This window comes from Pontibacillus sp. HN14 (genome assembly GCF_021129245.1).
Classification (GTDB): Bacteria; Bacillota; Bacilli; order Bacillales; family BH030062; genus Pontibacillus.
In genome coordinates this window covers 105,658-117,817 of record NZ_JAJOLR010000001.1, presented here as the reverse complement: position 1 = coordinate 117,817, position 12,160 = coordinate 105,658, and the positions used below count along the sequence as shown (strand labels likewise).

General features: G+C 43.4%; 12 protein-coding genes. 2 read left to right on the top strand and 10 right to left on the bottom strand.

Going from position 1 to position 12,160, the window contains the following annotated elements; all coding sequences use genetic code 11:
- Positions 1-25: 25 nt before the first annotated feature.
- The 7 genes from lspA to LQ226_RS00590 form a co-directional block, all read right to left on the bottom strand.
- Entirely contained in the window at positions 26-481 is a 456-nt protein-coding gene (gene lspA / locus LQ226_RS00620; protein ID WP_231415787.1) for a signal peptidase II, read from the bottom strand.
- A gap of 200 nt (positions 482-681) precedes the next feature.
- Complete coding sequence (locus LQ226_RS00615; protein WP_231415786.1) at positions 682-2,217, bottom strand: RQC-minor-2 family DNA-binding protein; 1,536 nt, start codon at positions 2,215-2,217, stop codon at positions 682-684.
- A 171-nt stretch (positions 2,218-2,388) separates the two neighbouring features.
- Positions 2,389-2,907: a DUF2569 domain-containing protein gene (locus LQ226_RS00610; protein WP_231415785.1), complete on the bottom strand. Its 519-nt coding sequence runs from the start codon at positions 2,905-2,907 to the stop codon at positions 2,389-2,391.
- A gap of 20 nt (positions 2,908-2,927) precedes the next feature.
- Entirely contained in the window at positions 2,928-3,191 is a 264-nt protein-coding gene (locus LQ226_RS00605) for a SunI/YnzG family protein (protein ID WP_231415784.1), read from the bottom strand.
- Between the two features lie 194 nt (positions 3,192-3,385).
- Positions 3,386-3,844, bottom strand: coding sequence for an SRPBCC family protein (locus LQ226_RS00600; RefSeq protein ID WP_231415783.1), 459 nt, complete (start codon positions 3,842-3,844; stop codon positions 3,386-3,388).
- Between the two features lie 124 nt (positions 3,845-3,968).
- Positions 3,969-5,486, bottom strand: coding sequence for a glycine betaine uptake BCCT transporter (locus LQ226_RS00595; RefSeq protein WP_231415782.1), 1,518 nt, complete (start codon positions 5,484-5,486; stop codon positions 3,969-3,971).
- A 94-nt stretch (positions 5,487-5,580) separates the two neighbouring features.
- Positions 5,581-7,764, bottom strand: a complete 2,184-nt coding sequence (locus LQ226_RS00590) for a YhgE/Pip domain-containing protein (protein ID WP_231415781.1) — start codon at positions 7,762-7,764, stop codon at positions 5,581-5,583.
- Between the two features lie 201 nt (positions 7,765-7,965).
- Between LQ226_RS00590 and LQ226_RS00585 the strand changes: the two genes are divergently transcribed.
- Positions 7,966-8,709 (top strand): SDR family NAD(P)-dependent oxidoreductase, encoded by a 744-nt coding sequence (locus LQ226_RS00585; RefSeq protein WP_231415780.1) that lies wholly within the window; start codon positions 7,966-7,968, stop codon positions 8,707-8,709.
- Between the two features lie 134 nt (positions 8,710-8,843).
- Here LQ226_RS00585 and LQ226_RS00580 read toward each other — a convergent pair whose 3' ends face one another.
- A complete protein-coding gene (locus LQ226_RS00580; protein WP_231415779.1) occupies positions 8,844-9,830 on the bottom strand; it encodes a peptidoglycan recognition protein family protein in 987 nt (328 codons plus the stop codon).
- Positions 9,831-10,070: 240 nt separating this feature from the next.
- Complete coding sequence (locus tag LQ226_RS00575) at positions 10,071-10,832, bottom strand: HAD-IIB family hydrolase (RefSeq protein ID WP_231415778.1); 762 nt, start codon at positions 10,830-10,832, stop codon at positions 10,071-10,073.
- Positions 10,833-11,064: 232 nt separating this feature from the next.
- On the opposite strand from LQ226_RS00575, the gene LQ226_RS00570 reads away from it, so the two are divergent.
- Positions 11,065-11,727, top strand: coding sequence for a VanZ family protein (locus tag LQ226_RS00570; RefSeq protein ID WP_231415777.1), 663 nt, complete (start codon positions 11,065-11,067; stop codon positions 11,725-11,727).
- A gap of 86 nt (positions 11,728-11,813) precedes the next feature.
- Here the strand turns inward: LQ226_RS00570 and LQ226_RS00565 are convergent, their stop codons facing one another.
- Positions 11,814-12,152 carry a hypothetical protein gene (locus LQ226_RS00565; protein ID WP_231415776.1) on the bottom strand — a complete coding sequence of 113 codons (339 nt, stop codon included), beginning with the start codon at positions 12,150-12,152 and terminating at the stop codon, positions 11,814-11,816.
- Positions 12,153-12,160 lie beyond the last annotated feature (8 nt).

The window sequence follows — 12,160 nt, the reverse complement described above, 5'->3', positions numbered from 1 at the left end:
AATGGTTCCTTTCTTATGTATACATTCAGGAATACTCAGGATCTTCACTAGATGTATATGTCCATACAGCAAGCCCAATAAAGCCAAATAGAATATATAGATCGGCTATGTTAAAAATCCCTGACCGACCTTCAATATGAATAAAATCTATAACATGACCTAAAAACAAGCGATCTATGAAATTTCCAATACCTCCACTTAACACGAGAATGAAAGCTGCGTTTCGAAGGAGTCTCTTTGAATGATGAGGCACACTCCACCAAAGGAAAATACAGCTGATGATGATGACTTGCATCGGAATAATCACCCAGGAAACAGAACGTAATCGTCCACCTGATATGCCTTCATTGTATAGAAGATTCCATTCCAGCCATCCAGGAATAACCTGAATGACTTCATCAAGGTCTAACCGAGCATCCATCCACCGCTTAACACCAATGTCTAGCGCAACAAGCATCAGTATTACCACTATTCGCTTCACAATACACATTCTCCTCTATAACACTTCACCGTACGAACGCGTGTCAGACACGCGTCAGCTCTTTACATCACTAAAGGGTGTCTGGCACGCGTTTATACTTTACACTATTAAAGCTTGGTTTCTCAAGGAAAAGGGAGCTGATTAGGAATTTCCCTATCCATACAAAACCCTAAGCGGATCCGCTTAGGGTTTTGTATGGGCTACTCTTTATGAACAACATAACCAGCCGCTTTATCGGTAAGAGAAAATCCCTTCTGCAACTTCCGAAGAAAGCCTTGTTTCTCTAACGACTTCAGCGCCTTCATCGCATCTTTCTCTTGCCACTCGTTCATCGCTCCAAATTGCAGAGCCTCATCTAACTTTTCAGAACGGATCTTGTTCGTGGCCTTGCCAATTAGAACCTGGGTAATGGTATGAGCGGGATAGATGCCGCTGTAGTCATGCACAAATTGGAGCACCTGCTCCACCTCGCCCCAGTAAAGGGGATGTTTATTCACTCTGGTGAACTCTTCCTCCTGCGTCATCTCGTTCTCCTCAAGGAAAGCTCGTAACGATTCTTTAAGGCGCTCAAGTTCTCTTCGAACATCCTTCCTGAGGAGCTCCTCCCACTCTTCTACCCGTTTCAGCATCGAGATAGAAGGAAGGTTTACATAGGAGAGCCAAACAAGGTCTGAGGAATGTTCACCCTCAGGCATGTGCGTCGCTTCTATCGCCTCAAATAGGTCAATCCAAGGGCTATCAGGCTGCCCCTCTTTCTTTATAGGCAGTGACTCCACTTTTTGGAGCAGGACCTTTAAGTTTTGCCATTCTTCTAAGTAAAGATAAGCTTTTTGACGGATTTTGCCGAGTCGTTGAATCTTATCTATCACAAGCTCATTATTCGCTGTAATGTCATTGAATTGGCGTTCGATGGTGTGGATGCGCTTCTTCGCTTTCTCGAGGTCAAACTCTTCTTCTAGTCGCAATACGTCCTCTTTTAGGTAGACGTGGTAATCGCACACTTCACAATAGAGCTCCAACTCTTCCTTTTCAGAATGGATGTAAAGATCTTTCTCATGGTGACAGGATGCCCCTTCAGACCAGAGCCATTCGGATGGGATTGAACGGAATGGTCTCATCACAATTTCCACACGGTGGCGCCAGAAAGAAATATCTTCAGGGTACTTTAGCTGAGATAAGAGGTTCGATCGGTTCATCGCTTCCACGGCCTTGAGTTCCTCTTTTTTCCCGTGAGCAAATTGAACAAGGGAATGCTCTTCAAACCGCTCTTCTAGTGTATGAACCCATTCCGCTTCTGTCTTCCAAGACAAGTGAGCGCAATAGAGGTATTGTTGAAATAAACGTTCGACATGCGCCTCTAGCTGTTGATTCGACATCATCGAAATCTTTGTCTCAAATAGGTACTCTTTATGGATCGGGATGCCGTGCTCTTTAGGGAAGGTGCGAAACAGAAACAATTCTGGTTTCACGACCCCACCAAGATACAAGTCCCCTTCTTTATCAAGCAGAACAGGCAACACGCCTTGTCCCTCTGTTTGTAAAAATTGCCTGAGGTGTTTGATCTCCTCTTTTGATCGGCCCTCTACGATCTTCTCTACCATCGTATGAATCCGAGAGAGAGATTCTTTTCGAACTTTATTCGGAATCGATCGCACTCCTTTATTCTTCTTCCCACCAGGGAAAAACACCAGATACGGAAAATCCTCGTGCGTATAAGCAAGGTCTCGTAGCGCCATCAGTCATCACCCAACTCATTTAATGTAGTGAACCGCTCTAATCGAACGATTATTACTGAACACTTTACAACAAAAATGGGGCGAACAAAAGTTTGAAACAGTCGATCTCTTTCATCTTCTTCGTGAAGGGCACCAAAAAAAGCCCCCAGCAAGGAGGCTTTTACGATCTGATTATGATTTCCACGTCTGTGTGAACGTCAACTTCACTCGCTTAGATTTTAAGAAATAAGGAATCCAGATACATGCACCAATAATGGCGCCAAATAGTTGAGGGTAAAGTTGCCCATAGGCTATTTGACCGAATTCTGACTCCTGCAGGATAGCGAATGCAACCGTATTATCAATGACAATCAGAACCAGAGCAATTATATAAAAATAGATCATCAGCTTCGGTACTAACCGATGCTTCTTGAAGAACATCACAGCCAAGAAGATGGTAAAGCCGAGCAACAGAATCTGGACGATTGATTCTACGATAATGGTTGTGCCAAGAAACGGCGCATATAGATCTGTTCCTTTGGTTGTAATTTCGCTCCATGTTTCCTCTTCAAATAAAGGCAGGAATGTCGTAAAGATCTTGATGACATTGCCAACAATCGAAAATATAAGACCCATTGCAACGAGAATGAGCCAGCCATTAATATGATCATATTCTTCTAAAGTAGTATCTGGAGTCGTATTTGTATCCATTTGTCGATCCTCCTATGTAGTTAGCCCTTCACTATTTCTTCGATCCGCTTTTTAAGATGATGATCACCCGTGTAAAGCAAATAGTTCTGTTCCGTGGTCTTCAACAGGTACCTTTCCGTTGTCGCGTAAGGAAACCCCATCCTAAGAGCTTGAACATCTTTGCCTCCGTAGGTCTCATCACTCACCACTTCTAAAATGTGAGCCTTTGGAATCTTCACTTCACTTAGCATCCATTTTAAAACGACCATTCCATCTTTCTCTTTCACCCTGAGACCGATCATCATGACTCCTCCGTTTCATATTTCCCTTATAATAATTTTACGATCAAGTATAGGGTGACGTTTCACTTTTTCGGTATTTTTACCACTAAAATCCATGTAGTTTTATATAGAAAAGGAAGTGAATGAAGGACATAAAAAACCAACCCTTATTTCTCATAATACAGAAATAAAGGTTGGTCATCTCAACTCCCAACAATCTACATATCCATCGGCGACAATGTTCTTCCCATCTCAAGATACGTCTTCAAATTACTCAAAATTGCAGGCCAGCCGTTATTCAGTCCATAAAACGTATCCTCTTGTTCACTAATGTCCGTACTCAAAAGATTTTCATGGGTTAGCGTTAATTTAACCGTATCATTGACTTCTTTCATCTTAAACGTTACGACTAATGGTACTTCTCTTTCCATGTCTTCAACGTGGTGCCATGTATACGAAAGCTTTTCAAAGGGATCGCACGTTTTAATAACCCCTTCCACATCCAGCTCCCCGTCACTTCTGTAATAGGTAATGGAAGCTCCTTCCTGCCAGTCTGCATGTACTGCACAGCCGAAGAAATATTGCTTCGTATGCTCTGCATTCGTCAAAGCTTCCCAAAGTTTCTCTTTCGTTGTCAGTATATATGTTGTGTAAATAAAAGAGTTCTGGTTTTGCATATTACATCCTCCCTGATCTAGTGGATTTATTGAACCATTCCTTTCTACCTTCTTACTTCAATAAACACAAGATTGAATCCTTCTATAGAAAAACGCCTAGCTACACGCTAGACGTTTTAATCATTTATTTTCTTTTCTTTCCTTCAATCTTCCCAATCCCAAGCTCTTTCCCTTCCTGATACACCGTCTTCACGAAGCTAAATGACATCAGGAGCATGATGACGGAAAATGGCAAGGCTGCAATAATCATTGTGTTCTGTAACGCTTGAAGGCCACCTGTGTATAAAAGGGCAAGAGCGGTTACAGCGAGCAAGACACCCCATGTTAATTTCACGAACTGGCTCGGGTCGCCCTTACCGCCTGTTGTCATCAGGCCTAGCACGAACGTTCCTGAATCTGCAGATGTGATAAAGAAGGTACTAATGAGCAAGATTGCTACAATCGATGCGACCATGCTAAGCGGGAAGTTCTCGAATACTCCAAATAAAGACTTCTCAGTAGCAAGTTCTGAAATCGCTGCTATACCGTTATGCTCGAGTGAAATGGCCGTTCCGCCAAATGAAGCAAACCATAAGAACCCGATTAAAGACGGCAGTAACAACACAAAGAATACAAACTCCCTGATACTACGCCCCCTTGAAACGCGGGCAATAAAGATTCCTACAAATGGGGACCAGGCAATCCACCAGGCCCAGTAAAAAATGGTCCATGAATTAATCCAGCCTCTGATGTCTTCATTAAGAGGCGCAATACGGAAGCTCATCTCAGGCAGATGCTGAATGTAAGCTCCAAGTGAATTGGTAAATAAGTTCAGCTGGAACAATGTCGGCCCAAGGATAAACATCAGAAGGAATAAGATAAAAGCAAGAATCATGTTGGCATTACTTAAATACTTAATCCCTTTCCCAAGCCCTGACCAGGCTGAAATCATAAATAACACCGTTACAATCGCGATAATAATCAGTTGCACAAAGAAGTTACTTGGAATATCAAAGAGATAGGAAAGCCCTCCATTAATTTGAACAGCTCCAAATCCAAGTGTTGTGGCAACTCCGATTACGGTTGCGATCACAGAGAAAATATCGATTAAGCGGCCTGTATTTCCGTTCGCTTTATCTCCGATAATCGGCTCTAACGTGGCACTAATAAGACCAGGCTTACCTCTTCTGAAGCTAAAGTACGCAAGCACCAGTGCGACAATGCCATAAATAGCCCAGGCATGAATCCCCCAGTGAAAATAAGTAAACCGCATCGCATCTTTAATCGCTTGATCGGTCCCTACTTCTCCTGTCGGTGAGCTAACTGCATAATGACTAATCGGCTCAGCCGTCCCCCAGAAGACTAGCCCAATTCCCATACCGGCACTAAATAACATGGCGACCCACGTAGGCCTTGTGAACTCCGGTTTCTCATCTTGTTTTCCAAGACGGATTTTCCCAAGTGGCGTAATAAGAAAGACTAACGCCACAATCGTGAAGAACGTCACAACAATTAAATAATACCATCCTAATCGATTCGCAATGAACGCTTTAACATTTGCCGTGATGGTCTCTAACCAATCAGGTGCGATAATCCCAACAAGGGATAACAGAATCATCACAGCAGCTGATATTTTAAAAACGGGATTTAATTTTTGAAGCATAACAACGACTCCTTTCTAAGGCACTTTTCGGTACCTGACTCCTGCTTATTCTTTTCTATTCTGAGGATTGCTATTCGATAGGAAAGCACCCTTTTTAGTGGAACATGCCAGACTTCCGCGACTTCTCCATTAAACTTCTTGTCCCTTTATGCAAAGGCCCTTTCAAGAAGGCCCCAATTACGATGAAAAGCACCCAGAATCCAGTGAGAAATAAAAGGTCCGTTTTCACACGGGCATCTACAATACCTCCGACCGCTTCCCTCAACAAATCCACCGCATAGGAGAATGGAAGAAACGGATGTATGGTTTGAAAGAACTCCGGAAGAAGGGCAACCGGGTAGGTTCCACCAGAACCTGCAATTTGCAGCACAAGGATAACGATCGCTGCCGCCTTCCCTACATCTCCGAGCACCGAAACGAGCGTGTAGACGATCGTCATAAAGACAACGCTCACGACCATGCCAAAAAGGATGAAATAGAGAGGATCGGCAATATCAATACGCAATAGATATAAGTTCCCAAGGGTGACAACGAGTGTCTGTAATATTCCGATGCTTACAAAGGTCGCAAGCTTCCCGAAGTAGCGCTCATAGATTCGGTACTCCTCCCCGTGGACCGGGTCTGTCGTGAGGAGGGAGACGAGTAATAAAGCTCCGACCCATAAGGATAAAACGGTGTAAAACGGCGTCATGCCTGTCCCGTAGTTCTCGATTGGGAAAAGTGCATTTTTCCTCAGCATAATCGGATCCTCAAAGAAACTCTGTTCCGCTTTCGGATCATTCTTAAGAAGCTCAATCAGCTTATTGATATCCGTTTCGCCCTGAATCTCTCGAATGCGGTCAGCTAAGCGATTCACCTTCTCGTTTACATACGGGTACTCATTTAACATGTACTCAAGGATCCCTTGACCTTCATCGATATCCTTCTCTGTATTGTTCAGGATGCGATCCACCCTCGGGATCGTTGATTGGGCCTCTGATAAGATCGACCGCGCCTCAGCCAGCGTATCCTTGGCGCTAGCTACTTCACTTATCACAGTAGGTTCAATCGATTCGTTGTATTCTTTTAAAAAATCGCCTATCCGGTTCGATGTAGACTCAGATGTTTCTTGAAGATCTGCCAGTGTTGCCTCAATCGACTTTTGCTTGTCTATCAGGAATGTTTCAATCTTCCCATTTGTTTCTTGCAAGGCCTTAAGTCCCTGCGTTATGGTGTCGAGGTCAGCTAGCGCGTTTGAGATTGCTTCATTGTTCGTGCTTGTTTCCCCATTCGCCTGTTCTCCTTCTGGTGGCTCTTCTTGAACTTGCTTGAGGATCTGTTGTACATTCTGAACTTGGCTGATCGAGTCAGCGAGCTGTGAGTCGATTTTCTTTTGAATCTCTTGGCCTTTACTTAAATCGATATCGGTTGACTGAATCTCTTTCAGAAAAGCGTTAACCTCGTCAGCTGTTTCCTGGGCGGTCTTTAAGTCTTCTTTCACCTTAGGAGCCAACTCATTCAAGCGCTCTTCGGCCTTGCTTAAAAAGGAGGTGGTTTCGTCAATCGACGTTAAGCCTTGCTCCGTCACATTTTGTGCTTGCGGAATCAGAGCCTGCACGTCATTGATGACGCCTTCCGCTTCCTTAGAATCGCTGTACGCTCCTGAGATCAGGTCGTGAATCTTTGGCAGGTTCTCCTCTAGCTTGAAGACATATTCCTCAAACCTCTTAATGTCAGGAAGGTCTTTCTCAAGCTCTACTCCGAGTTGATTAAAGAGTTCCGCTACTCTCCCATTCACCTCCGAGATAAAGCTGCTCGTAATCTGATCCACAATGACAGAAGCCCCTTTATTCGTAATCTTCGGAGCAATGGCATTGATCTTCTCATTCACATAGTAAGCTACTTCTGCTTTCTCCGGACGGTCCTGAACGACCGTGGCTAATTTCTGGGAAAAGTTCTCCGGAATGACAATCACCGCATAGTAATCTCCGTACTCCAACTTCTCCATCGCGTCTGGTTGGTCCGTAAAGTGCCAGTCAAACTTCTTATTCTCTTTCAACGTGTCCACTAGCCTCTCTCCAACATCAATCTGTTGATCACGGACGGTTGCTCCCTTGTCCTCATTCACAATCCCTACAGGGAGCTGATCCGTTTGGCTATACGGATCCCAAGAAGCATCTATGTTAAACCAGGCGTATAAAGAAGGAAGGATGATGAGACCACCTATTAAGACCATCGCGACCCAGTTCGTTGCAATACTCTTCCAGTCTCTAGTGAAACTATTCCAGACAGCTTTCATGTGAGGATCTCCTTTATGTTCGTTCACAAGATTTCCTATTAGAATGCGCGGAACGAGGGGGCTATATTCTTAAGGAGAGGCGATTCTGAACAATCTATATTCCATTTTCAACCTACTTTTATTACAAAATTAAACAAATTATGAGACTTTTCGACAAAAGAAGCGTAAAATGGATAACGAAAGATAGAGAGGAGAGAAAGCATGAAACTAGAAAACAAAGTAGCCATTGTCACAGGTGGGGTAACAGGAATCGGGGAAGCAACGGTAAGAGACTTTTGCGAGCAAGGGGCGAAAGTGGTTATTGCTGATGTAAATGAAAACGGCGAAGCCTTCGCACAAGAGTTACGAGATCAAGGATTTGAAACGCTTTTCGTTAAAACAGATGTTACGAGCGAAGAGGACATTAAGAATTTGATTCATCAGGCAGTCCATACATACGGTTCTCTTGATGTTCTGTTTGCGAACGCAGGAATTGGAGACGTCACACCGGCTCATGAATTAACATATGACGCTTGGAAGAAGCTTATTGATGTCAATTTAAACGGGGTATTCCTTTCCAACAAATATGCAATCGAACAAATGCTGACTCAAGAATCAGGCGGTTCGATCATTAACAATGCCTCTGCCCTTGGTCATGTCGGTCAACCGAATATGACATCTTACCCTGCTGCAAAAGGCGGCGTGGTAAACATGACGCGTACGCTAGCGATTACATATGCGAAGAAAAACATCCGCGTCAATTCTGTGTGCCCAGGATACGTGGACACAGCCATTATGAAAGACGCAGATGAAGCTGCACGTGAACGCCTGACAAGCCTTCACCCTATCGGTCGCTTAGGCCAGCCATCTGAGATCGCGAAAGCCGTTACGTTCCTAGCAAGCGATGATGCATCTTTCGTAGTTGGTTCAAGCATTTTGGTTGATGGCGGGTATACTGCTCATTAATTCAACATAACGAAACGGATATGAGGCAGATGATGCTTCATGTCCGTTTTTATAGAGAACAATTCTGATGCTTTAGTTGAAAGTAAGGAGGGCCTTTTATAAAAAAACGCCACTCTCAGCTCAGACCCCAGTATTTACTGTAAGCTCGCTCGAATCTCGTTCATTTTCTGAAGGACTAGCGGATAGAAATTCTGCTCAGCACTCGCCGTGGAATTTCCACCGAAGAAACCAGTGCCCGGGCATGATTTAACAGCGTGCCCTGCCCCGTGGTCTAGCACGCGCTCTCCTGTATTAATATCCCACCAGTGGTGATAGGTGACGCTATCTACCGAAGGAGTCAGCCCATACTTTATCATTAACAAGGCTGTCACAGTTAGAATCGTTTCCCGTTGTTCAGCCGTCATTTGATTGTCCCCCTTATCAAAGCTCCCTAAATTCTCGATCGCTAAGGCATTGTCTTCAATCCGTTTCATAGCCGCTTCATTTTGAAGACCAAACGATCCTTCAGGAGGGGTGTTGAATGACCTGCCAACAGCCACAGTACCATCTGGGAAAGTCGTTAACTGCTGACTAATGTCGCTCCACTTCATCCCATTCACGTGGTACTCCTTCATCCCTTTTAGTAAAGCAAAATGGTTCGATCCATTAAAACTCTGGTAATTCGGCTGATATGTGTGGTGCTGTTGAATTAGATTGACCTTACGGCTGAACTTGTGATTAAAGATCCAATCCTTAAACTCCTCTCTTGTCATGAGAACAAACTGCCCTTCCATTTGAAGCTTCTTCGGAGGTATTCTGATTACTTGACCTACGTATAGCAAATTGGATTGGAGTTTATTCGCTGCTTTAATCGAAGATATAGTTGAATTGAACGACTGAGATAAAAGCCAAAGCGTATCGCCTGGCTGTATTTCATACATAACCGGGACCCGAATTTTCTGCCCTACAAATAACAAGTCAGACTGCAATCCGTTTATTCGCTTCAGGTCTGAAGCAGAGGTTTGATAGGTTGCTGCGATCTTCCATAGCGCATCGCCTGATTTCACCTCATAGATATTTCGTGGGTTATTTGTAGCATGGGCGTGAGACAGGGACAGTTGCATGATGACAAACAAACTCATGATAGCGATGAGGATATTTTTCATAATTGGATTCCTTTCCAACAGCTAGGATGTTTTCCTTTAGTTTGTTGATCATCAGTTAGATTATACGGAAGGAGCGTTATGGTTTGGGAAAAGGAGGCGTACCGAGAAATAACTTGCTTCAACTGTGAATAAAAGAACACAAAAAAGACATGAGAATTTGTACCTCATGCCCCTCTGCCTAAACTGTTCTCCTACAAAAAATACTGCGATTGTCATTTAAACGGTCATATGTTCGAGATTTCTTAGCTTGTTTATAATGTGCTCTTCTTGATCTTCTCCTAAAGCAATTGTTTCATCCGAAAAAGGTGTGAGAGAATCAAGATCCCCAATTTGGATGGCGTGTGCAGCGTGTTCGAACATAGTAATATCATTCGCGTCATTCCCGAATGCGATATATTCCCCTTCCTTCACGCCGATCTGCTGCAAAGCTGACCACTTATGAATGCCTTTAGGATTAATATCGATCAGGTCCTCTTTATGATGGCGGTGGATCACCACATCCAAATTCTCGACTCTTTCTGTTAACTCTTCCATGTGAGAAGCCGTTAAGATCAGAACCTTCACAATAGTAGGTAACTCCCCAACTGGCACATGCGATGCTAACCGGTAAGGATCAAGGTTGTTTAAAATAGGATGGTCATCCGGGCCTGTATAAGCATAATCCCATTCACTATCGATTAAATACGTGGCTTGGTAGGTTTCAATCAGCTCTTGTAGCGCGTTCACGCTTTCAGGTTGAAATGACGTTTCAGAAACGAGCTTCCCTTCCCTATAGACCATAGACCCATTCCCGCCAATTAACGTGCCATTATGGAATTGTTCATCAAGAACGGGGATCATATCACGGACGGGCCGGGCAGAGGCAAAGATCACGTCAAACCCTTTATGCTGCAACTCCGCAATCGCGGATGCAATCCCCTCAGAAAGAGGTTCCCCTTTAAAAATAATGGTGCCGTCTAAATCAAATACTAGTTTCATAGATCGCTCCTTTATGTAACCTTCTTCCCACATCTATTAGCTTACAAACACTGATGCGCCCCTTCAACTAAAACGTGTTCGTCTTGCACCACTAAATGAATTGCCGATTTTTACCCTAAAGAGTCCATTGAAAACCTCACCGATATGGTTTAATATGGAAATGTTGTTTAGGGATCGTTCAGGTAAGAGGAACCACTCTTCCTAAAAATCATTTAAGTAATAGGGTGATGTTGTGAAAAAATACGTATTGTTAGCCGTGCCCATCTTTCTTTATGGCCAAGGCGTCCTGTTTTACTTCCAGTCCAATAGTAGTTTGTTTGGGCAAAGTCTAGTAAACCTCGTAACGATAATCATTTTGTTGAGTCTTCTATTAAAACAGACACACTTCCATCATGTACTCGACTGGATCGTCGGAACCGCATTCGTCTTATACTTTTGCGTTTTGTATCACCAAACGGTTGAATTCGAGTGGTATTTCTCGAACATCCATTATTCACCGGAAGATATAAGCTATGTCTTCAATTTTGTGAACCTCATGCCCCTCACTGGAATTCTTGAGGTGTTACGCTACAATCCGAATGCAACTTTTCAAATTCTAGGGAATCTGATGATGCTTGCACCACTCGCTTTTGCTATGCTTTACTTCAAGTGGACAACGAGCTATAAACGAGTCGTCTTGTATGCGTTTCTATGCTCAGTAGGAATTGAAGTGTTCCAGTTCTTCCAAACCATAATTTCAACTGTATTCTCATTAGGGATAGGAAGAAGCACAGATATAGATGACATCATTCTAAATACGTTGGGTGCGGGTATAGGAATCGGAGTTTATCACCTTTGGACAATGATCGTAAAAGTTTATCGCCAGAAGAGAGAGAAGTCTCATCTGACTGCTTAAGTAAGAGGCATACATAAGAAAATGAAAGGCCAGCCCTATTATAGGGCTGGCCTTTCATTAGTTGTAAGCAACATGAAGCAATTCTATTACTCCTCTCTAATTATAGAACGAATCAAGAAGACCCCCGCTGCTACATCCAATAGATTATAAAGATCTGGTATATAGAACATTTTTATGAAGAAGGGATTTCCCCAACCGAGCCAGGAGATCCATTGGAACATGGGAATAAAACTAAAACCGGTTAAGAGCAGTGCAGGCACTACCAACCAACTGATCCTAACTTTTCCCCTGAGTAAGTTCTTTAACCCTCTCCATTCCAACAGAACTCCAAACAAAAACGCCCACAAGCTCATCTGTAAACTTAGCGATATGGAAAGGATATTTTCCTTTGCATCCTCTTCCATTGCCGCATAGGTAGAAACCATTAGATAGA

Excerpts from the sequence above, each read along its gene's own strand:
- LQ226_RS00580 (WP_231415779.1), bottom strand. The coding sequence starts at position 9,830 with ATGAGTTTGTTTGTCATCATGCAACTGTCCCTGTCTCACGCCCATGCT.
- LQ226_RS00600 (WP_231415783.1), bottom strand. The coding sequence starts at position 3,844 with ATGCAAAACCAGAACTCTTTTATTTACACAACATATATACTGACAACG.
- LQ226_RS00610 (WP_231415785.1), bottom strand. The coding sequence starts at position 2,907 with ATGGATACAAATACGACTCCAGATACTACTTTAGAAGAATATGATCAT.
- LQ226_RS00575 (WP_231415778.1), bottom strand. The coding sequence starts at position 10,832 with ATGAAACTAGTATTTGATTTAGACGGCACCATTATTTTTAAAGGGGAA.
- LQ226_RS00595 (WP_231415782.1), bottom strand. The coding sequence starts at position 5,486 with ATGCTTCAAAAATTAAATCCCGTTTTTAAAATATCAGCTGCTGTGATG.
- LQ226_RS00590 (WP_231415781.1), bottom strand. The coding sequence starts at position 7,764 with ATGAAAGCTGTCTGGAATAGTTTCACTAGAGACTGGAAGAGTATTGCA.
- LQ226_RS00585 (WP_231415780.1), top strand. The coding sequence starts at position 7,966 with ATGAAACTAGAAAACAAAGTAGCCATTGTCACAGGTGGGGTAACAGGA.
- LQ226_RS00615 (WP_231415786.1), bottom strand. The coding sequence starts at position 2,217 with ATGGCGCTACGAGACCTTGCTTATACGCACGAGGATTTTCCGTATCTG.
- LQ226_RS00565 (WP_231415776.1), bottom strand. The coding sequence starts at position 12,152 with ATGGTTTCTACCTATGCGGCAATGGAAGAGGATGCAAAGGAAAATATC.
- LQ226_RS00605 (WP_231415784.1), bottom strand. The coding sequence starts at position 3,191 with ATGATGATCGGTCTCAGGGTGAAAGAGAAAGATGGAATGGTCGTTTTA.